Below are 19,431 nucleotides of genomic sequence, written 5' to 3'. Positions count from 1 at the left end.
GCTCCATGAGCACCGCGCGCCGCCTGGCCGGGCGGCGCGCGGCGAGGGCGGGGGCGGGCACCCGCCGACAGGCGGGTGGGGGGTGGATGGTGGGGAACGGCGGTGAACGTGCTCAACGAAGCAGACGGCGCCCGGGTGTTCACCCAGCGAAAGCGCCGCTGCCCGGGACTTACGAAGAAGTCCCGGGCAGCGGCGAAGGCGAAAAGCAGCGATCAGACGTTGAAGCCCAGCGCGCGGAGCTGCTCGCGGCCGTCGTCGGTGATCTTGTCGGGGCCCCACGGCGGCATCCAGACCCAGTTGATGCGCAGGTCCTGCACCAGGCCGTCGGTGGCGGTCTTGGCCTGGTCCTCGATGACGTCGGTCAGCGGGCAGGCCGCCGAGGTGAGCGTCATGTCGATGGTGGCCACGTCGGACTCGTCGATGTGGATGCCGTAGATCAGGCCCAGGTTGACGACGTCGATGCCCAGTTCGGGGTCGACGACGTCCATCAGGGCCTCGGTCAGGTCCTCGACCGAGACCGTGCCAGCGGTGGTGCCGACGATGACGCCGGGCTGCTGCTCCTCCGCAGCGGAGGCCTCGGTGCCGGCGGCGGTGGTGGTGCTCTCGTCATTCATGGTCTTGTCCTCCTCTGCGGGTTCAGTCGTTCACGGCGGGGTTCTGGGCGAGCGCCTGGGCGGTGGCGTCCTTCCAGGCCATCCAGCTGAGCAGGGCGCACTTGACCCGGGCCGGGTACTTGGAGACGCCGGCGAACGCGACCGCGTCCTCCAGCACCTCCTCGTCGCCCTCGCCCTGCCCCTTGCTCTGCATCAGCTCCAGGAAGGCCTCCTGGACCGCCTGCGCCTCGCCCACGGTCTTGCCGACCACCAGGTCGTTGAGCACCGAGGCGCTCGCCTGGCTGATCGAACAGCCCTGCGACTCGTACGAGACGTCGGCCACGGTGGCGCCGTCGAGCTTCACCCGCAGGGTGATCTCGTCGCCGCACGTCGGGTTGACGTGGTGCACCTCGGCGTCACCGTCCCGCAGCCCCTTGCCGTGCGGGTTGCGGTAGTGGTCCAGGATGATCTCCTGGTACATCGAGTCGAGCTTCATGGTCGTCCTGCCCCGTCCCGTCAGCCGAAGAAGTTCCGGACGTGGTGCAGGCCGTCGATCAGCGCGTCGACCTCGCCCGGCGTCGAGTACAGATAGAACGACGCCCGCGTGGTCGCCGGAATTCCGTACCGCAGGCAGACCGGCCGCGCGCAGTGGTGGCCGACGCGCACGGCGATGCCCTGCTCGTCCAGCACCTGGCCCACGTCGTGCGGGTGGATGTCGCCGAGGGTGAAGGAGATCGCCGCGCCGCGGTCCACGGCCGTGCGCGGGCCGATGATCCGCAGCTCCGGGACCTCCAGCAGCCGCTCGACGGCGTACTCGGTGATCGCGTGCTCGTGCGCCGCGATCTTCTCCATGCCGATGTCCTGGAGGTAGTCGATGGCCGCGCCGAGTCCGACCGCCTGGGCGATCGGCGGGGTGCCGGCCTCGAACTTGTGGGGCGCCGGGGCGTAGGTGGACGAGCCCATGGTGACGGTCTCGATCATCTCGCCGCCGCCGAGGAACGGCGGGAGGTCCTCCAGCAGCTCGTGCCGGCCCCAGAGCACGCCGATGCCGGTCGGGGCCAGCATCTTGTGGCCGGTGAAGGCGACGAAGTCGGCCTCCAGCGCCTGGACGTCCAGCACCATGTGCGGCGCGGCCTGCGAGGCGTCGATGACGACCAGCGCGCCGACCGACTGGGCCTTGCGGACGATCGTCTCGACCGGGTTGACCGTGCCCAGCAGGTTGGAGACCAGGGTGAAGGAGACCACCTTGGTCTTCTCGGTGATCAGCTCGTCGATGTTGGACAGGTCGAGCCGGCCCTCGTCGGTCAGCCCGAACCACTTGAGCTTCGCACCGGTGCGCTGCGACAGCAGCTGCCACGGGACGATGTTGGAGTGGTGCTCCATCTCCGTGATGACGATCTCGGAGTCGGCGTCCACCCGGTAGGGCTCGTCGGCCCAGCCGAGCATGTTGGCGACGAGGTTGAGCGACTCCGAGGCGTTCTTGGTGAAGATCACCTCGTTGCGGCTCGGCGCGTTGACGAACGCCGCGACCTTGTCCCGGGCGCCCTCGTACAGCGCCGTGGCCTCCTCGGCGAGCACGTGCACGCCGCGGTGGACGTTGGCGTTGTGCCGCTCGTAGTAGGCGGTCAGGGCTTCCAGTACCTGGCGTGGCTTCTGCGAGGTGGCCGCGTTGTCCAGGTAGACCAGCGGCTTGTCGTCGTGCAGCAACCGCTGGAGGACCGGGAAGTCCTTGCGGATCGCGTCGGTGTCGAGCAGTCCCGTGAACGGATGCGTCACTCGGACGCGCCCCCCTTCACATACGCCTCGTAGCCCTCTTCCTCCAGCTTGTCGGCCAGCTCGGCGCCGCCGGACTCGACGATGCGGCCGCCCGCGAAGACGTGGACGTAATCGGGCTTGATGTACCGCAGGATGCGGGTGTAGTGGGTCACCAGCAGGGTGCCGACCTCGCCGGTCGAGCGGACCCGGTTGATGCCCTCGGAGACGATCCGCAGCGCGTCGACATCCAGGCCGGAGTCGGTCTCGTCGAGGATCGCGATCTTCGGCTTGAGGAGCTCCAGCTGGAGGATCTCGTGGCGCTTCTTCTCACCGCCGGAGAAGCCCTCGTTGACGTTGCGCTCGGCGAAGGCCGGGTCCATCTGGAGGGCGGCCATCGCCTCCTTGACCTCCTTCACCCACAGCCGCAGCTTGGGGGCCTCGCCGCGGACGGCGGTGGCGGCGGTGCGCAGGAAGTTGCTGACCGAGACGCCCGGGACCTCGACCGGGTACTGCATGGCCAGGAAGACGCCGGCCTTGGCGCGCTCGTCGACGGACATCTCCAGGACGTCCTCGCCGTCCAGCAGCACCGAGCCGCCGGTGACGGTGTACTTGGGGTGGCCGGCCAGCGAGTAGGCCAGGGTGGACTTGCCGGAGCCGTTCGGGCCCATGATGGCGTGGGTCTCGCCCTGCTTCACGGTCAGGTCCACGCCCTTCAGGATCTCGCGCGGGCCGTTCTCGGCGTCCACGGAGACGTGCAGGTCGCGGATTTCAAGGGTTGCCATGTGTACTCAGGACTCCTGGTTGACGGAGACGAGCACATCGTCCCCTTCGATCTTTACGGGGTAGACAGCGACCGGCTTGGTGGCGGGCAGGCCGGAGGGCTTGCCGGTGCGCAGGTCGAAGCTGGAGCCGTGCAGCCAGCACTCGATCATGCAGTCCTCGACCTCGCCCTCGGAGAGCGAGACGTTCGCGTGCGAGCAGGTGTCGTTGATCGCGAACACCCCCTCGTCGGTGCGGACGACGGAGACCGGCACGCCGTTGAGGTCAACGCGCTTGGGAACGTCCTCCTGGAGGTCGCTCAGCGCGCAGGCACGGAGGAAGGTCATCGTGCTCAGACCGCCGATTCCAGCTCGGCGTCGATCTTCTCCATGAGCTGCTCCTGGACCTCGGCCACGCCGATCTGCTGAAGCAGCTCGGCGAAGAAGCCGCGGACCACCAGGCGGCGGGCCTCGTCGGCCGGGATGCCGCGGGCCTGCAGGTAGAACAGCTGCTCGTCGTCGAAGCGGCCGGTCGCCGAGGCGTGGCCGGCGCCGACGATCTCGCCGGTCTCGATCTCCAGGTTCGGGATCGAGTCGACCCGGGCGCCGTCGGTGAGCACCAGGTTCCGGTTGAGCTCGTAGGTGTCGGTGCCGAGCGCAGCGGCGCGGATCAGCACGTCGCCGACCCAGACCGCGTGGGCGTCCTGGCCCTGGAGCGCGCCCTTGTACGCCACGTTCGACCGGCAGTGCGGCGTGTCGTGGTCGATGACCAGGCGGTGCTCCAGGTGCTGGCCGGCGTCGGCGAAGTAGAGGCCGAACAGTTCGGCCTCGCCGCCGGGGCCGGCGTAGTTGACCCGCGGGTGCAGGCGGACCAGGTCGCCGCCGAAGGTGACGACCACGGACTTGAAGGAGGCGTCCCGGCCGACCAGCGCGTTGTGCTGGGCGACGTGGACGGCGTCGCGCTCCCAGTCCTGCACGGAGACGAAGGTGAGCTTGGCGCCCTCGCCGACGAGCAGCTCGACGTTGGCGGCCCGGGTGCCGGTGCCCGCGTGGTTGAGCACCACGACGGCCTCGGCGAACGGCTTGACGTCGATCACCACGTGGGCGAAGCGGACCCCGCCCTCGCCGCGCACGTCGATCTTGACCGGCTCGGTCAGCACCGCCTCCTTGGGGACGGTGACCACCAGGGCCTGCTCGAAGGCGCTGAACGCCTGAGCGGCGACCCGGTCGACCGGCGTGCCGGCCTTGCCCAGGCGGGCGTCGTCCCGGCCGACGGTCTCGGCGGTGACGCCGTCCGGCAGCGTGAACTCGACCTTGTCCTCGCCCTTCTCCGCGGCGGCGGCGGTGCCGTCGTGCAGCCCGCCGAGGCGGTGCAGCGGCGTGAACCGCCAGTCCTCCTCGCGGCCGGTGGGCACCGGGAAGTCGTTCACGTCGAAGGACGGCTTGACCGCGACGCGCGCGTCGATCGGCTGCTGGACCGCGGTGCGGCCGGTGCCGGGGCCGGCGAGCTGCGCGCCCGCGCCGGCGGTGCCGACCTCGATCGAACCGGCGGTGGTGGAGCCGGTGGGGGTGTTGACGTCAGCCATGGCTGTCGTAGTGCTCTCTTCCTCGAAAAGTCGGTGGGCGGTGGGCGGCCGGAACGTCAGCCGACCGCGCCCTCCATCTGCAGCTCGATCAGCCGGTTGAGCTCCAGCGCGTACTCCATCGGCAATTCGCGCGCGATCGGCTCGACGAAGCCGCGGACGATCATCGCCATCGCCTCGGTCTCGGTCAGGCCGCGGCTCATCAGGTAGAACAGCTGGTCCTCGCTGACCTTGGAGACGGTCGCCTCGTGGCCCATGGACACGTCGTCCTCGCGGACGTCCACGTACGGGTAGGTGTCCGAGCGGGAGATGGTGTCGACCAGCAGCGCGTCGCACAGCACGTTGGACTTGGCGCCGTGCGAGCCCTCGCCGATCTCGATCAGGCCGCGGTAGGAGGTCCGGCCGCCGCCGCGCGCCACCGACTTGGAGACGATGTGCGAGGAGGTGTTCGGCGCCATGTGCACCATCTTGGCGCCGGCGTCCTGGTGCTGGCCCTCGCCCGCGAAGGCGATCGACAGGGTCTCGCCCTTGGCGTGCTCGCCCATCAGGTAGACGGCCGGGTACTTCATGGTGACCTTGGAGCCGATGTTGCCGTCGATCCACTCCATGGTCGCGCCCTCGTACGCCACGGCGCGCTTGGTGACCAGGTTGTAGACGTTGTTCGACCAGTTCTGGATGGTCGTGTAGCGGCAGCGGCCGCCCTTCTTGACGATGATCTCCACGACCGCCGAGTGCAGCGAGTCGGAGGAGTAGATCGGGGCGGTGCAGCCCTCGACGTAGTGGACGTAGGCGTCCTCGTCGACGATGATCAGCGTCCGCTCGAACTGGCCCATGTTCTCGGTGTTGATCCGGAAGTAGGCCTGCAGCGGGATGTCCACGTGCACGCCCTTCGGCACGTAGATGAACGAGCCGCCGGACCACACCGCGGTGTTCAGCGCGGCGAACTTGTTGTCGCCGGCCGGGATCACGGTGCCGAAGTACTCCTTGAACAGCTCCGGGTGCTCGCGCAGCGCGGTGTCGGTGTCCAGGAAGATGACGCCCTGCTCCTCCAGGTCCTCGCGGATCTGGTGGTAGACGACCTCGGACTCGTACTGGGCGGCGACGCCGGCGACCAGGCGCTGCTTCTCCGCCTCCGGGATGCCGAGCTTGTCGTAGGTGGCCTTGATGTCCGCCGGCAGGTCCTCCCAGGACTCGGCCTGCTTCTCGGTGGAGCGGACGAAGTACTTGATGTTGTCGAAGTCGATGCCGGTGAGGTCCGAGCCCCAGGTCGGCATGGGCTTCTTGCCGAACAGCTTCAGGCCCTTGAGACGCAGGTTGAGCATCCACTCGGACTCGTTCTTCTTCGCGGAGATGTCGCGGACGACCTCCTCGCTGAGCCCGCGCTTGGCCGCGGCACCGGCGGTGTCCGGGTCGGCCCAGCCGTACTCGTAATTGCCCAGGCCGTCGAGCTCCGGGTGCGAAACGGTGTCAGTCATGCGAGCTTCCTAACGCGCGGACGCAGAATCTTCGGTGGACGTACCGGCAGTCGGCGCTGCATCGGAGCCGCGGCCCGAAGGCACCCGGGCGGACGACGATGCGGCACCGGATGCCGGCACATAGGTGGTGCAGACCCCGTCGCCGTGGGCGATCGTGGCCAGCCGTTGCACATGGGTGCCCAGGAGCCGGGAGAAGACCTCGGTCTCCGCCTCGCAGAGCTGCGGGAACTGCTCGGCGATGTGCGCGACCGGGCAGTGGTGCTGGCAGAGCTGGGCGCCCGCCGGGGCCTGGGCCGCGGCCGACGGGACACGCCGCACCGTGGCAGCGTACCCGTCCGCGCTCAGCGCCTGGGCCAGCGCCTCGGTGCGCTCCCCGGCGGCGGCCAGGCGCAGGGCCTCCAGGTACTTCTCGGCCTGCTTGCCGAAGCGGGCGCGGGCGAAGGCGGCGACCGCCTCCTCGCCCGCCTTGCCGCCGCCCACCGAGTCCGCGATCCAGCGCAGCGCGTCGGCGGCGAGCTGGTCGTACGCCTGGTAGAAGGCGTCCCGGCCGGCGTCGGTGAGGGCGAAGACCTTGGCCGGGCGGCCCCGGCCGCGGCTTCCGTAGACCCGCTGTTCACGGGACTCGACCAGGCCGGTGGCGGCCAGCCCGTCGAGGTGGCGGCGGACGGCGGCGGCGGTGAGGCCGAGCCGGTTCGCCAGGTCGGCGGCGGAGGAGGGGCCGTGGTCCAGGATCGACCGCGCGACCCGGTCCCGGGTGGCCCGGTGGCCCTCCAGCAGCACCTCGGCCGCCGTCACGGGCACGTCACAGGAGGAGGCCGACTCGGCCTCCTGCTGCTGGGCGTGCTCGCGCATGTTTTTCACAACACCAGTGTTGCGTAATTCCTTCCGTCGGGACAAGCCGTGATCCATGCCTCACCGGTGTCATCGATCACGCAGGCAAGCCTTACCTGGCCTGGGAAAACGATCACCGAGCCGCCGGGCGGCCCGCGCGTCAGGCCCTCTTACACTCGCCGGTATGCACTCCGAACCCGCGGTCCAGATCGCCGGGCTGGTCAAACGCTACGACGACAAGCTCGCGGTGGACGGCCTCGACCTCACCATCCCGGCCGGCGCGATCACCGCCGTCCTCGGCCCCAACGGCGCCGGCAAGACCACCACCATCGAGACCTGCGAGGGCTACCGCCGCCCCGACGCCGGCACCGTCCGCGTCCTCGGCCTCGACCCGGTCACCCAGAACGCCGCGCTGCGGCCCCGGATCGGCGTCATGCTGCAGTCCGGCGGCGTGTACGCGGGCGCGCGCGCCGTCGAGATGCTGCGGCACACCGCCAAGCTGCACGCCCACCCACTGGACGTGGACGCCCTGGTCGAGCGCCTCGGCCTCGGCTCCTGCGGCCGCACCACCTACCGGCGGCTGTCCGGCGGCCAGCAACAGCGGCTCGCCCTGGCGATGGCCGTGGTCGGCCGCCCCGAGCTGGTCTTCCTGGACGAGCCCACCGCCGGCCTGGACCCGCAGGCCCGCCGGGCCACCTGGGACCTGGTGCGCGACCTGCGCCGGGACGGCGTCACCGTGGTCGTCACCACGCACCACATGGACGAGGCCGAGCAGCTCGCCGACCGGGTCGCCGTCGTCGACCGCGGCAGGGTCATCGCCGACGGCACCACCGAGGAGCTGTGCCACGGCGGCGCCGAGAACGCGCTGCGCTTCGACGGCCCGCCCGGCCTCGACCTCGGCCCGCTGCTCAAGGAGCTGCCCGAGGGCGCCACCGCCGCCGAGACCGCCCCCGGCAGCTACCGGATCGAGGCGCCCGTCGACCCCCGGCTGGTGGCCACCGTCACCGGCTGGTGCGCGGCCTCCGGCATCCTGCCCGAACGGCTGTCCGTCCAGCGCCGCAGCCTGGAGGACGTCTTCCTCGACCTGACCGGACGGGAGCTGCGCTCGTGAGCGAACGAAGCGAGGGAACCATGGGCGCCGTCACGACGGACTACTCCCCCCAGCCGGGCCCCGCGCCCGTCGGCCGGATGCTGCTCGCCCAGACGGCGTTCGAGACCAGGATGCTGCTGCGCAACGGTGAGCAGCTGCTGCTCACCGTGGTCATCCCGACCGTGCTGCTGGTGCTGTTCTCCGCCGTGGACATCGTCGCGGTCGAGGGTCCCGGCAAGCGGGTCGACTTCCTGGCCCCCGGCCTGCTCGCACTGGCCGTGATGTCCACCGCCTTCACCGGCCAGGCCATCGCCACCGGCTTCGAGCGCCGCTACGGCGTGCTGAAGCGGCTCGGCGCGAGCCCGCTGCCGCGCTGGGCGCTGCTGACCGCCAAGACCGGCTGCGTCCTGGTGACGGAGGCGCTGCAGGTGGCGCTGCTGTCGGTGATCGCGCTGGCCCTCGGCTGGTCCCCGCACGGCGATCCGCTGACGGTCGCCGCGCTGCTGGTGCTCGGCACCGCCGCCTTCTCCGGCCTCGGCCTGCTGATGGCCGGCACCCTGAAGGCCGAGGCCACCCTGGCCGGCGCCAACCTGGTGTTCATCCTGCTGCTGCTCGCCGGCGGGGTGATCGTGCCGTTGAGCAGGTTCCCCGATGCCGTGCGGTCGGTGCTGGAGCTGCTGCCGATCTCGGCGCTCTCGGACGGCCTACGGTCGGTGCTCCAGGACGGCGCCGGGGTGCCCTGGTCGGACCTCGGCATCCTGGCCGGCTGGTCGGTGCTCGGCCTGGCCGCCGCCGCCCGCTTCTTCCGCTGGGAGTGAGCCGGCGCCCGACCGACGCGCGACGCCCCCGGCCTCACCAGGCCGGGGGCGTCGCGGCTTTTCAGCCTGCGGAGCGTCAGCTCTCGTTGCCGCCACGGCGCTTGCGGGCCAGCAGGACGAGCGCGCCGCCGAGCAGCAGCACCCCGCCGCCGGCCGCCGCGATCATCGGGGTGGCGTCGCTGCTACCGGTCTGGGCGAGCGCCGGCGCGCTGGTGGTGGGCGCCGGGACGGGGGTCCTGCTCGGGGTGGGCGTGGCCGACGGGCTCGGGCTGGCCGGAGGCGTGACCGGCGGAGTCGGGGTCACGGTCGGCGTGGGGGTCGGCGTCGGGGTGGGGGTGGGCGTGGGAGTCGGGGTGGGTGTGGGGGTCGGGGTGGGCGTTGGGGTCGGAGTCGGCGTGTGGCACGGCTCGATGGTCTTGGTCTCGTTGATGTTCCAGCCCTTCTCGTTCGGGTTCTCCGTGGTGGTGACCACCAGGTTCGCCTTGATCGGGGCATTGTGGTCCTTCACCGGGAAGGTGCCGTGGAACTCCTTCGGGAAGATCTTGCCGTCCAGGACCTTCTCACCGTCGATGGTGAGGCTGACGGTGTTCTTCACGGTCTCGTTGCCGCTGTAGTTGATCAGATCGACCACGACCTTGTCGCAGGTCACCGTCCACGTCGGCACGTGTGCCGAGGCGTTGGACGCCAGCGCCAGTGGCAGTAGAAAGCCGGCCGCAGCCGTCCCGGCGAGTGCCGTGGCGCCGATCGCGAAGTGCCGCTGCTGTCGCACCATTACCTTGTTCCCCTCCGAACGGTCCTGTGCAGCAGGCGTGTTGAGTGTTTCGCGGTGGCCCGCTACGACTGTCCGGGGGACTCTACCGGCACTTCCGCACCCTGCCACACCCCGCCGTACGACCGGATTTCGACTGTCCGTCCGTCTTCCGATGTGCACGACCAGCCCATCACAGCCGCCACCTCGCGGAACACGGATTCGGCAAAGCCGAATGAACTTGGTCACTTTCAAGACAGAACGGCGCCCACGGCGATCGAGTCGAGTCACCGAGGGCGCCGTTTCGGTCAGTTGACGAACTCACGTCGACCGGCTCGGGCGGTTTCAGGCCTTCCGGGCCGCCTTGCGCCGGGCGGCCACCACGATCGCCCCGCCGGCCGCGAGCACGACCGCACCGCCGACGGCCAGCGGCAGCACCGGACCGGAGCCGGTGTGCGCCAGGTCGCCGCCCGCGTTCGGCCGGGCGGACGGACTGCCCGAGGCCGCCGGAACGGCCGTCGAACCGCCGGCCGACGCACTGGCCGAACCGCTCGCCCCGGGCGTGCCGGTCACCGGGGCGGACGGGCCGCCCGAGGGGCTCGCCGAACCGCTCGGGGAGGCCGACGCGCTCGGAGTGGCCGACGGCGAGCCGCTCGGCACGGTCGGCGGCACCGTCGGCGTGCCGGACGGCGTCGGGACGGTGGTGCCCGGCAGACAGCCGGTGAAGGGGTAGTGGTGCGTCTCGGCACCGGAGGTGCCGGTCAGCGAGGCGGCGATGACCGAACCGTTGATCGGTGCACCACCCGTCCCAGGCCCGCCGTTGACGCCCGGGGTGTTCAGTGAGACGGCGGCGTTGGGCGCCAGCACCGTCCCGGCCCAGGCGGCGTCGCCCTTCTTGGTCACCTTGGTCGCGGTCGGAAAGTTCCAGAGCAGCCTGGAGCGGATCGCCCCGCCCGACGCGCTCTGGCTCTTGTCGTCCAGCACGAAGGCTGACTTGCTCTGGTCCCAGAGAAGGAAGCCGCTCGTCCCGGCCGCCGCCATGTCGTACGAACCGCCGGTCACGTTGATCACGGTCACCGCCCCGACCGGCACCTTGACGTACACCTCCTTGGCGCCCTGCAGCTTCGCCGCGTCGACGGTGAAGCTGTTGTACTTCGCGTCCCCGCCGGTGAACGTCAGCTTGGCGCCCTCGGCCTGGACGGTGGCGCCGGCGGTCTGGGGCACGGCGGCCAGCGAGGTGGCGGCGGCGCGCAGCTTGGCGAACTCGGCCTTGAAGTCGATCGGCGAGGCACCCTGGGCGACGGCGCCCTGGTGGGCCTGGACGACAGCGCCGTCGGCCTTGGAGCCGTAGACGCCGTTGCCCTTCATGACCTGCGTGTTGTGGCCGGTGATCTTGCCCGCCACGACCAGGGCGTTCTTGCCCGGCAGGGCGTCGACCTCGGCCGGGGTGAGTTCCTGGCCGACCGAGAAGCCGCCGGTGAAGTCGGCGTTGCCGCCGACCGCGACCGCACCCTCGGCGTCCGGGGTGTGGGTGTCGTCGCCCTCGATGAACTCGCCGTAGAGGTTGGCGACCCCGAGGCTGCGGCACTCCTGGTCGGCGCCGACGGCCTGGGCGGCCGGCGCGACGAGGCCGGCCAGTGCGAGCGAGCCGCCGACCGCGAGCGCGGCGGCGGAAGTGGATATGCGCATGTGCAGGATCTCCGCTTACGTGCGGGAGGAGTGGGGAATGGCCCGAAAAAGGTATGGACCAATCCGCACTCTTTCTGCCAACCGGGTGATTGGTCAAGACCAATTCGCCCCTTGACCGAACCGCCCTGGTTTGTCCGCGTGTCGCTCCCCTGCGTGTCGGCGGCCACCGACCGCTGCACCGCCCGCACCGGGCCGCCGCCACCGCCCGCGCCCCGCCCCAAGATCGCCTGTAAGGCCGCCTACGATGGACCCCGTGCCTAACCCCTTCTCCCTGCTCGCCGAGCGCTGGCAGCCATCCGCCGAGATGGTCCGGCGCGCCGCGTTCGCCGCGCTGGTGATGAGCGTGGTGATCGTCGTCACCGGCGGCGCCGTCCGCCTCACCGCCTCCGGCCTCGGCTGTACGACCTGGCCCCGCTGCACCGACGAGAGCCTGACGCCCACCGCCGAGATGGGCTTCCACGGCGTCGTCGAGTTCACCAACCGAATGCTCACCTACGTGCTGAGCGCCGCCGTCGGCTGGGCGATCCTGGCCGCCCGCTGCCACCGGCCCTGGCGGCGCAGCATGACCAAGCTCGGCTGGGCGCAGTTCTGGCTGGTGATGAGCAACGCCGTGCTCGGCGGCATCACCGTGCTGACCGGCCTCAACCCGTACACCGTGGCACTGCACATGATCGCCGCGATGGCCCTGGTCTGGGTCGCGCTGCTGATGTGGGAGCGGTCCAAGGAGGGCGACGGCCCGGCGCAGCTGTCCGTGGCCCGGCCGATCCACCAGCTCTCGTACGTCCTGGTCACCGTGATCGGCCTGCTCGTCGCGGCCGGCACCCTGGTGACCGGCGCCGGCCACCACCCGGGCACGCCGAAGGACAACAAGATCGTCCCGCGCATCCCGATCGACTACGACCGCCTCGCCCAGTTCCACGCCGACTTCGCGTTCGTCTCGGTCGGCCTGGCCATCGCGGTGATCTTCGTCTTCGCCGCCGTCAAGGCGCCGCAGCCCGCCCGCGCCCGGGCCAAGGAGCTGCTCGCCGTCCTGCTGCTGCAGGGTGTGCTCGGCTTCATCCAGTACTTCACCGACGCCCCCGAGCTGATGGTCGGCCTGCACATGCTCCTCGCAGCGCTGACCTGGATCGCCGCCCTGCGCGTCCCCCTCGCCCTGCGCACCCGCGGGACCGAGCAGGTCGCCGACCAGCTCCCCGCCCAGACCCCGCAGCCCGCCTCGGTCTGAGCAGAAGCGAGACTCACGGCGAAGGCCCCATCCCCCGATGGGGCCTTCGCCGTGTTGTCACAGCAGCTGTCGCCCGTCGTGCGTCCGGGTGCTCGTGGCGTGCCGTCCCGCAGCGCATCCAGGACACGGATCGGACGAGGGTGATCCGGCTGAAGGTGAGCGAACGGGCTCGGTGCGGCAGCCGATCAGGCGCTCACCGACCTGGGCGAGGATGACCGGAAGATGCGGTTGCGGTGCTCGGCGACGTGGCCACCGGGTACCTGACCGCCGGGGCCGTCGACCAAGCCGTGGAGATCGGCCGACGGGCCCTGGCAGCAACCGTGGAGAGCGAGACGACAATGGGCCGCGTCCGGCTGGCCGCGCTCGCGGAGCAGTTGCCGGAGACGGCAGCGGCCCGGCACCTCCGCGAGGAGATCCGGGCCGCGCTCGGGTAGGCGCTCAGCTGGCGGTGGTCTCGGCGTTCACCCAGTCCAGATACGCGTTCGATCCGGTGACCACCGGGACTCCGATGATCTCTGGGGTGTCGTAGGAATGGAGTTCACCGATCCGGGCTGCCAGCCGGTCGGCGAGGTCCGCGCGGGTCTTGAAGTCGATCCGCCACTCGCCCTCGTTCTGCACGTCGCCGTCCCACCAGTACACGGAGTTGATCGCGTACACCTGCGCGCAGGCCGCTAGGCGGTCCCGCACCACTGCGGCGGCAAGCTCACGGGCCTTGGTCTCATCGTCATGGGTCGTGGTCACCACGATGAAGTCACGGTTCGGCATGAGCTTGAGCGTACGGGGGTGGGGCAAGGCTCACGACTGCCTACCGGCGAGGCCATCGGCCGGTTCCCACCCGGCTACACCGGAGTTTCGGGATCACCGTCTCGCGACCCAGCCAGCGCGTGTGGATCGAAAGCGAGGACGGGCCGGGCTGGAACCTCCCCATCTGAAACGACGGCCCGGTTCCCCCAGGCAGGGGAACCGGGCCGTTCGTCGTACCGCAGGGCCGGTCAGATCTGGATGCCGGCCATGCGCTTCCACTCGTACGGGCCGGTCTTCACCTTGAGGCCCAGCTCGCCCTCGAAGTCGTCGTGCAGGGTCAGCCCGGCCAGCTCGGCGGCGCGCTTGCCCACGGCGTAGCTGGGGGCCACCTGGTCGCCCCAGGCGCCGTCCGCGCCCACCACGACGATCCGGGTGGCCACGGCGCCGACGTACTCGACGACCGCGTCGGCGCTGCCCCCGTGCTGCCGGGCGAAGCTGGTCAGGTTCTTGGCGATGCGCTTGGCACGGCGCTCGGTACGGGCGTCCGGCGCGGTGGCGGTCTCAACGCTGCTCATGCCCGCATGCTACCCACCGGTAGCGGCGCTGGCGACGGGAGCGCCCTGTGCACCGGGCCACATACTGGAGAAGTGACCTTCTCCGGTTGGCCGGCCGAGGCGCTCGACTTCTACGAGCAGCTGGAAGCCGACAATTCCAAGACCTTCTGGCAGGCCCACAAGGGGCAGTACGAGGACGCCGTACGGACCCCGATGGAGCACCTGCTCGCCGAACTGGAGCCGGAGTTCGGGCCGGGGAAGATCTTCCGGCCCAACCGCGACGTCCGGTTCAGCGCCGACAAGTCCCCGTACAAGACCCACATCGGCGCGCACCTGGAGAGCGGCGGCTACATCCAGCTCTCCGCCGACGGCCTGGCCTGCGGCAACGGCTTCTACCACCTCGCCCCGGACCAGCTGGAGCGCTACCGCGCCGCCGTCGCCGAGGACGTGAGCGGCGCCGAGCTGGAACGGGTGATCGCCCGGGTGGAGCGGGCCGGCCCGCAGGTGCACGGCCGGGACAGCCTCAAGTCGGCCCCGCGCGGCTACCCCAGGGACCACCCCAGGATCGAGCTGCTGCGCCACAAGGGCCTGGTGGCCTGGCAGGACTGGGAGCCCGCGAAGTGGCTGGGCACCCGCGCCGCGTACACCCGGATCACCGGCTTCCTGCACGCCTCCCAACCGCTGCGGGACTGGCTGGACGGCCACGTCGGCCCCTCCGAGCTCCCCGCCCGCTGAGAACGCGAAGAGCCCCGGTCCGCCTGGACCGGGGCTCTCCTCATAAGTCTCTACTTGACGAACGGGTCGATCGCGCAGACCACCATCAGCAGCGACAGGTAGGTGATCGACCAGTGGAACAGCCGCATCTCCTTGAGCTTCGCGCCCACGATCCCGGCCTTGGCCCGCCCGTACAGCGCGTGCGCCTCGCGCAGCCAGGCCCCGCCCAGCAGCACCGCGGCGACCGGGTACAGCCAGCTCATGTGCCCCAGCGGCCAGAGCGCCAGCGAGACCGCCACCATCACCCAGGAGTAGGCGACGACCTGCTTGCCGACCGCCACGTTGCCCTTGATGACCGGCAGCATCGGAACGCCGGCCCGCTCGTAGTCCTCTCGGACCTTCATCGACAGCACCCAGGTGTGCGGCGGCGTCCAGAAGAACACCACCAGGAAGAGCACCACCGCGGCCCAGGAGACCGAGTTGGTCACCGAGGACCAGCCGACCAGCACCGGCATGCAGCCGGCGATGCCGCCCCAGACGATGTTCTGCGAGGTGCGCCGCTTGAGCCCGAGCGTGTAGACGAACACGTAGAACAGCAGCGCGCCCAGCGCCAGCCAGGCGGACAGCCAGTTGACCCCGTAGCCCAGCAGCAGGGTCGAGACCACCGCGAGCACGACGCCGAAGACCAGCGCCTCGCGCGGCGAGACCATCCCGGTGACGATCGGGCGCCGCTCGGTGCGCGACATGACCGCGTCGATGTCCCGGTCGATGTACATGTTGAGGGCGTTGGCGCCGCCCGCCGAGAGGTAGCCGCCGACGACGACCTTCAGCACCAGCAGCATGTTCGGCACGCCCTGCTGGGCCAGGAACATCACCGGCACGGTGCTCATCAGCAGCAGCTCGATGATCCGCGGCTTGGTCAGTGCGACGAACGCGCCGACACGGGCCCCGAAGGGCCGGCGCGCAGGAGTCGCCCCGGTGACCCCGGCGGGACGGGTTTCGACGGCGGTCACTAACACCCCAACTGAAGATGAATCTTCGCAGGCGTCCACAGGAACGAAGGGTCCCGAATCGTCCGCTCTGCGCGTACCACGACACCATAGACGCTCCATATATCGCATCCGGCTCCGGGGTCCCCCGGCGAGGCGTAACGCACACCCCCGGGTGAACCGCCCGGGCGGGGTCGTCGGGGCCCTCCGGGGGGCCTCTGCCGGGGCCCGCTCGCCCGTCCTGACCACCGGAGCGGCGCGGGGCCGCGAATCGGGAGAGTCTGGGACAAATCCAGTCCGACCGTCCCAGTGGGAATCTGCGTGCGGAATTGCCGGTTGTCCCAGCACGGAGGGTGAGCCGTGACCCGGACGGTAGGCTCGCACGCAGAAGCGGGATCTACCCTCCGTGACCGGCACCACCCAACGTCGGGACCACAGCGCCGTGGCCGACCCGGTCCCCATTCACGGGGTCACTCTTCACAACGGAAGGAGCCCTGAGACAGGGTGAGCACTGCGCCGACGAACGCATTCGAGTGGACCGATCTGGACGAGCGCACGGTCGACACCGCGCGGGTCCTGGCCATGGACGCCGTCCAGAAGGTCGGCAACGGACACCCCGGGACGGCCATGTCGCTGGCCCCGGCGGCGTACCTGATCTTCCAGCGGTTCCTGCGCCACGACCCGACCGACCCGTCCTGGGTCGGGCGCGACCGCTTCGTCCTCTCCCCCGGGCACACCAGCCTGACTCTCTACACCCAGCTCTACTTCTCCGGCTACGGCCTGGAGCTGGACGACCTCAAGGCCTTCCGTGTCGCGGGCAGCCGCACCCCCGGCCACCCCGAGCACGGCCACACGGCCGGCGTGGAGACCACCACCGGCCCGCTCGGCCAGGGCATCGCCAACGCGGTCGGCATGGCGATGGCCGCCCGCTACGAGCGCGGCCTGTTCGACCCCGAGGCCCCGGCCGGCGAGTCCCCGTTCGACCACACCATCTGGGCCATCGTCTCCGACGGCGACCTGGAGGAGGGCATCTCCGCCGAGGCCTCGTCGCTGGCCGGCCACCAGAAGCTGGGCAACCTGGTCGCCCTCTACGACGACAACCACATCTCGATCGAGGGCGACACCGACACCGCCTTCTCCGAGGACGTCCTCAAGCGCTACGAGGCGTACGGCTGGCACGTCCAGCGGGTCGCCCCGAAGGCCAACGGCGACATCGACGTGGCCGCCCTCGCCGAGGCGCTGGCCGCGGCCAAGGCCGAGACCTCCCGGCCCTCGATGATCGCGATGCGCACCATCATCGCCTGGCCGGCCCCGGACGCCCAGAACACCGCCAAGGCGCACGGCTCCGCGCTCGGCGCCGCCGAGATCGCCGCCACCAAGAAGGTCCTGGGCTTCGACCCGGAGAAGACCTTCGAGGTCAGCGACCAGGTCATCGAGCACGCCCGCCAGGTCATCAAGCGCGGCAAGGCCGCCCGCGACCAGTGGCAGCAGGGCTTCGACGCCTGGCGCGCCGCCCACCCGCAGGCCGCCGCCGAGTTCGACCGGATCCGGGCCGGCGAGCTGCCCGAGGGCTGGAAGAAGGCCGTCCCGTCCTTCCCGGCCGGCAAGGACGTCGCCACCCGCAAGGCCTCCGGCGACACCCTCAAGGCCCTCGGCGCGGTGATCCCGGAGCTGTGGGGCGGCTCGGCCGACCTCGCCGAGTCCAACCTCACCACCATCGACGAGGACAGCTCCTTCCTCCCCGAGGGCAACCCGCTGAAGTCGGCCAGCCCCTACGGCCGGACGATCCACTTCGGCATCCGCGAGCACGCCATGGGCTCGACCATGAACGGCATCGCCCTGCACGGGAACACCCGCGTGTACGGCGGCACCTTCCTGGTCTTCGCCGACTACATGCGCCCGGCCGTCCGCCTGGCCGCGCTGATGAAGCTGCCGGTCACCTACGTCTGGACGCACGACTCGATCGGCCTCGGCGAGGACGGCCCGACCCACCAGCCGGTCGAGCACCTGGCCGCGCTGCGCGCCATCCCGGGCCTGGCCATGGTCCGCCCGGCCGACGCCAACGAGACCGCCGTCGCGTGGCGCACCGTCATCGAGCGCCAGACCAGCCACCCCGGCCCGGTCGGCCTGGCGCTGACCCGCCAGGGCGTGCCGACCTTCGACCGCGAGGTCTTCGGCTCCGCCGAGGGCACCGCGAAGGGCGGCTACATCCTGGCCGAGGCCTCCACCGGGGCTCCGGAGGTGATCCTGCTCGGCACCGGCTCCGAGGTCCAGCTGGCCGTCCAGGCCCGCGAGGTGCTGGAGGCCGAGGGCATCGCCACCCGGGTGGTCTCGCTGCCGTCCTTCGAGTGGTTCCAGGAGCAGGACCAGGCCTACCGCGACAGCGTGCTGCCGCCGTCGGTCAAGGCCCGGGTGTCGGTCGAGGCCGGCATCGCCCAGGGCTGGCGCGAGCTGGTCGGCGACCACGGCCGGATCGTGTCGCTGGAGCACTTCGGCGCCTCCGCCGACTACAAGGTGCTGTTCGAGGAGTTCGGCATCACCGCCGAGCGCGTGGTGGCCGAGGCCCACAACGCCCTGCGATCCCTCGAGGCCGTCAACCGCTAGCGGCTCCGGGCCGCGTGCCCGCCCGCACGCGGGCACGCGGCCCCCTCCGACCACCCCACGAAGCAAGAAGAACAAGGGACTGAAGCACCATGACTGACGCACTGAAGCGCCTCAGCGACGAAGGCGTTGCGATCTGGCTGGACGACCTCAGCCGCAAGCGGCTGAACTCCGGCAACCTGGCCGAACTGGTGCAGAACAAGCACGTGGTGGGCGTGACCACCAACCCGACCATCTTCCAGAAGGCCATCGCCGGCGCCGGCGACGACTCCTACGACGGCCAGCTGCGCGACCTCGCCGTCCGCAAGGTCACCACCGACGAGGCGATCCGCATGATCACCACCTCGGACGTGCGCGACGCGGCCGACGTGCTGCGCCCCGTCTACGACGCCTCCAACGGTCGCGACGGCCGGGTCTCCATCGAGGTCGACCCCCGCCTGGCGCACGAGACCGCCACCACCGTGGCCGAGGCCAAGCAGCTGTGGTGGCTGGTCGACCGCCCGAACGTCTTCATCAAGATCCCCGCGACCAAGGCCGGCCTGCCCGCGATCAGCGAGGTCATCGGCAAGGGCATCAGCGTCAACGTCACGCTGATCTTCTCGCTGGAGCGCTACAAGGCCGTCATCGACGCCTACCTGACCGGTCTGGAGGCCGCCAAGGCCAAGGGCCTGGACCTCTCCCAGATCGAGTCGGTCGCCTCCTTCTTCGTCTCCCGCGTGGACACCGAGATCGACAAGCGCCTGGACAAGATCGGCGGCGAGGCCAGGAACCTGCGTTCCAAGGCCGCGCTGGCGAACGCCCGCCTCGCGTACCAGGCGTACGAGGAGGTCTTCGGCAGCGTCGACGGCAAGACCGCCGGCAACGCCCGCTGGACCGCCCTGGAGGCCGTCGGCGCCAAGCCGCAGCGTCCGCTGTGGGCCTCCACCGGTGTCAAGGACCCGGCCCTGCCGGACACCCTGTACGTCACCGAGCTGGTCGCCCCCGGCACCGTCAACACGATGCCCGAGGCCACCCTGGACGCCACCGCCGACCACGGCGTGGTCACCGGCAACACCATCGTCCCCAACTACGCCGACGCCAAGGCCGTGCTGGACGCGATCGCCGCCGCCGGCGTGGACTACGACGACGTCGTGCAGCTCCTGGAGGACGAGGGCGTCGAGAAGTTCGAGCAGTCCTGGAATGAACTGCTCGACACCGTCACCGCCTCGCTCGCCTCCTTCGCCGACGAGAAGTGACCCCTGCTCACAGCCAGCGCACGAAAGCG

Annotated in this window: 20 protein-coding genes; 7 read left to right on the top strand and 13 right to left on the bottom strand. The window is 70.7% G+C overall.

The genetic code is table 11. The annotated features are described in order from the left end of the window. Window positions 1-212: 212 nt before the first annotated feature. The 8 genes from ACWDBB_RS11410 to ACWDBB_RS11375 are packed head-to-tail and all read right to left on the bottom strand — an operon-like array spanning window position 213 to window position 7,016. Window positions 213-614, bottom strand: a complete 402-nt coding sequence (locus ACWDBB_RS11410; RefSeq protein ID WP_449789350.1) for a metal-sulfur cluster assembly factor — start codon at window positions 612-614, stop codon at window positions 213-215. A 22-nt stretch (window positions 615-636) separates the two neighbouring features. Next, on the bottom strand, window positions 637-1,089 hold the full coding sequence (gene sufU, locus ACWDBB_RS11405) for a Fe-S cluster assembly sulfur transfer protein SufU (RefSeq protein WP_449789349.1): 453 nt from the start codon (window positions 1,087-1,089) through the stop codon (window positions 637-639). A gap of 20 nt (window positions 1,090-1,109) precedes the next feature. Further along, a complete protein-coding gene (locus ACWDBB_RS11400) occupies window positions 1,110-2,369 on the bottom strand; it encodes a cysteine desulfurase (protein WP_449789348.1) in 1,260 nt (419 codons plus the stop codon). Further along, the gene (sufC, locus tag ACWDBB_RS11395; protein WP_449789347.1) at window positions 2,366-3,130 is read right to left on the bottom strand and encodes a Fe-S cluster assembly ATPase SufC; all 765 of its coding nucleotides are present in this window, start codon (window positions 3,128-3,130) and stop codon (window positions 2,366-2,368) included. Before sufC ends, ACWDBB_RS11400 begins: the two co-directional genes overlap by 4 nt. Window positions 3,131-3,136: 6 nt before the next feature. Further along, a complete protein-coding gene (locus tag ACWDBB_RS11390; RefSeq protein WP_063349526.1) occupies window positions 3,137-3,454 on the bottom strand; it encodes a bifunctional 3-phenylpropionate/cinnamic acid dioxygenase ferredoxin subunit in 318 nt (105 codons plus the stop codon). A 5-nt stretch (window positions 3,455-3,459) separates the two neighbouring features. Continuing rightward, window positions 3,460-4,692: a Fe-S cluster assembly protein SufD gene (gene sufD / locus ACWDBB_RS11385; protein WP_449789346.1), complete on the bottom strand. Its 1,233-nt coding sequence runs from the start codon at window positions 4,690-4,692 to the stop codon at window positions 3,460-3,462. Window positions 4,693-4,748: 56 nt separating this feature from the next. Then, window positions 4,749-6,164, bottom strand: a complete 1,416-nt coding sequence (gene sufB / locus ACWDBB_RS11380; RefSeq protein WP_449789345.1) for a Fe-S cluster assembly protein SufB — start codon at window positions 6,162-6,164, stop codon at window positions 4,749-4,751. 9 nt (window positions 6,165-6,173) lie between these two features. Beyond that, a complete protein-coding gene (locus ACWDBB_RS11375; RefSeq protein ID WP_449789344.1) occupies window positions 6,174-7,016 on the bottom strand; it encodes a helix-turn-helix transcriptional regulator in 843 nt (280 codons plus the stop codon). A gap of 163 nt (window positions 7,017-7,179) precedes the next feature. Here ACWDBB_RS11375 and ACWDBB_RS11370 point away from each other — a divergent pair, with 163 nt between their 5' ends. After that, the gene (locus ACWDBB_RS11370) at window positions 7,180-8,106 is read left to right on the top strand and encodes an ABC transporter ATP-binding protein (protein ID WP_449789343.1); all 927 of its coding nucleotides are present in this window, start codon (window positions 7,180-7,182) and stop codon (window positions 8,104-8,106) included. 20 nt (window positions 8,107-8,126) lie between these two features. Beyond that, the gene (locus ACWDBB_RS11365) at window positions 8,127-8,903 is read left to right on the top strand and encodes an ABC transporter permease (RefSeq protein WP_392878851.1); all 777 of its coding nucleotides are present in this window, start codon (window positions 8,127-8,129) and stop codon (window positions 8,901-8,903) included. Window positions 8,904-8,979: 76 nt separating this feature from the next. On the opposite strand, the gene ACWDBB_RS11360 is transcribed toward ACWDBB_RS11365, so the two are convergent. After that, complete coding sequence (locus ACWDBB_RS11360; protein ID WP_449789342.1) at window positions 8,980-9,675, bottom strand: LAETG motif-containing sortase-dependent surface protein; 696 nt, start codon at window positions 9,673-9,675, stop codon at window positions 8,980-8,982. 321 nt (window positions 9,676-9,996) lie between these two features. Then, window positions 9,997-11,340 (bottom strand): choice-of-anchor A family protein, encoded by a 1,344-nt coding sequence (locus ACWDBB_RS11355; RefSeq protein ID WP_449789341.1) that lies wholly within the window; start codon window positions 11,338-11,340, stop codon window positions 9,997-9,999. Window positions 11,341-11,584: 244 nt separating this feature from the next. Here ACWDBB_RS11355 and ACWDBB_RS11350 point away from each other — a divergent pair, with 244 nt between their 5' ends. After that, entirely contained in the window at window positions 11,585-12,565 is a 981-nt protein-coding gene (locus ACWDBB_RS11350; RefSeq protein WP_449789340.1) for a COX15/CtaA family protein, read from the top strand. A gap of 233 nt (window positions 12,566-12,798) precedes the next feature. Beyond that, window positions 12,799-12,999: a hypothetical protein gene (locus ACWDBB_RS11345; protein ID WP_449789339.1), complete on the top strand. Its 201-nt coding sequence runs from the start codon at window positions 12,799-12,801 to the stop codon at window positions 12,997-12,999. Window positions 13,000-13,003: 4 nt separating this feature from the next. On the opposite strand, the gene cutA is transcribed toward ACWDBB_RS11345, so the two are convergent. Together cutA and ACWDBB_RS11335 are read right to left on the bottom strand one after the other, a co-directional pair. Then, the gene (gene cutA, locus ACWDBB_RS11340; protein WP_449789338.1) at window positions 13,004-13,330 is read right to left on the bottom strand and encodes a divalent-cation tolerance protein CutA; all 327 of its coding nucleotides are present in this window, start codon (window positions 13,328-13,330) and stop codon (window positions 13,004-13,006) included. A gap of 227 nt (window positions 13,331-13,557) precedes the next feature. Continuing rightward, a complete protein-coding gene (locus tag ACWDBB_RS11335) occupies window positions 13,558-13,884 on the bottom strand; it encodes a hypothetical protein (protein WP_449789337.1) in 327 nt (108 codons plus the stop codon). A 72-nt stretch (window positions 13,885-13,956) separates the two neighbouring features. Between ACWDBB_RS11335 and ACWDBB_RS11330 the strand changes: the two genes are divergently transcribed. Further along, window positions 13,957-14,598: a DUF2461 domain-containing protein gene (locus ACWDBB_RS11330; RefSeq protein ID WP_449789336.1), complete on the top strand. Its 642-nt coding sequence runs from the start codon at window positions 13,957-13,959 to the stop codon at window positions 14,596-14,598. Between the two features lie 50 nt (window positions 14,599-14,648). Here ACWDBB_RS11330 and ACWDBB_RS11325 read toward each other — a convergent pair whose 3' ends face one another. Continuing rightward, window positions 14,649-15,596 (bottom strand): heme o synthase, encoded by a 948-nt coding sequence (locus tag ACWDBB_RS11325; protein ID WP_449789335.1) that lies wholly within the window; start codon window positions 15,594-15,596, stop codon window positions 14,649-14,651. Between the two features lie 474 nt (window positions 15,597-16,070). On the opposite strand from ACWDBB_RS11325, the gene tkt reads away from it, so the two are divergent. Beyond that, entirely contained in the window at window positions 16,071-18,170 is a 2,100-nt protein-coding gene (gene tkt, locus ACWDBB_RS11320) for a transketolase (protein WP_449789334.1), read from the top strand. Between the two features lie 89 nt (window positions 18,171-18,259). Then, a complete protein-coding gene (tal, locus tag ACWDBB_RS11315; RefSeq protein ID WP_449789333.1) occupies window positions 18,260-19,402 on the top strand; it encodes a transaldolase in 1,143 nt (380 codons plus the stop codon). Window positions 19,403-19,431 lie beyond the last annotated feature (29 nt).

It is taken from the genome of Kitasatospora sp. NPDC001095 (assembly GCF_053598615.1).
This window is presented reverse-complemented; position numbering and strand designations above follow the sequence as displayed.

Excerpts from the sequence above, each read along its gene's own strand:
- ACWDBB_RS11410 (WP_449789350.1), bottom strand. The coding sequence starts at position 614 with ATGAATGACGAGAGCACCACCACCGCCGCCGGCACCGAGGCCTCCGCT.
- sufU (WP_449789349.1), bottom strand. The coding sequence starts at position 1,089 with ATGAAGCTCGACTCGATGTACCAGGAGATCATCCTGGACCACTACCGC.
- sufC (WP_449789347.1), bottom strand. The coding sequence starts at position 3,130 with ATGGCAACCCTTGAAATCCGCGACCTGCACGTCTCCGTGGACGCCGAG.
- ACWDBB_RS11390 (WP_063349526.1), bottom strand. The coding sequence starts at position 3,454 with ATGACCTTCCTCCGTGCCTGCGCGCTGAGCGACCTCCAGGAGGACGTT.
- sufD (WP_449789346.1), bottom strand. The coding sequence starts at position 4,692 with ATGGCTGACGTCAACACCCCCACCGGCTCCACCACCGCCGGTTCGATC.
- sufB (WP_449789345.1), bottom strand. The coding sequence starts at position 6,164 with ATGACTGACACCGTTTCGCACCCGGAGCTCGACGGCCTGGGCAATTAC.
- ACWDBB_RS11375 (WP_449789344.1), bottom strand. The coding sequence starts at position 7,016 with ATGCGCGAGCACGCCCAGCAGCAGGAGGCCGAGTCGGCCTCCTCCTGT.
- ACWDBB_RS11370 (WP_449789343.1), top strand. The coding sequence starts at position 7,180 with ATGCACTCCGAACCCGCGGTCCAGATCGCCGGGCTGGTCAAACGCTAC.
- ACWDBB_RS11365 (WP_392878851.1), top strand. The coding sequence starts at position 8,127 with ATGGGCGCCGTCACGACGGACTACTCCCCCCAGCCGGGCCCCGCGCCC.
- ACWDBB_RS11360 (WP_449789342.1), bottom strand. The coding sequence starts at position 9,675 with ATGGTGCGACAGCAGCGGCACTTCGCGATCGGCGCCACGGCACTCGCC.
- ACWDBB_RS11355 (WP_449789341.1), bottom strand. The coding sequence starts at position 11,340 with ATGCGCATATCCACTTCCGCCGCCGCGCTCGCGGTCGGCGGCTCGCTC.
- ACWDBB_RS11350 (WP_449789340.1), top strand. The coding sequence starts at position 11,585 with ATGGACCCCGTGCCTAACCCCTTCTCCCTGCTCGCCGAGCGCTGGCAG.
- cutA (WP_449789338.1), bottom strand. The coding sequence starts at position 13,330 with ATGCCGAACCGTGACTTCATCGTGGTGACCACGACCCATGACGATGAG.
- ACWDBB_RS11335 (WP_449789337.1), bottom strand. The coding sequence starts at position 13,884 with ATGAGCAGCGTTGAGACCGCCACCGCGCCGGACGCCCGTACCGAGCGC.
- tal (WP_449789333.1), top strand. The coding sequence starts at position 18,260 with ATGACTGACGCACTGAAGCGCCTCAGCGACGAAGGCGTTGCGATCTGG.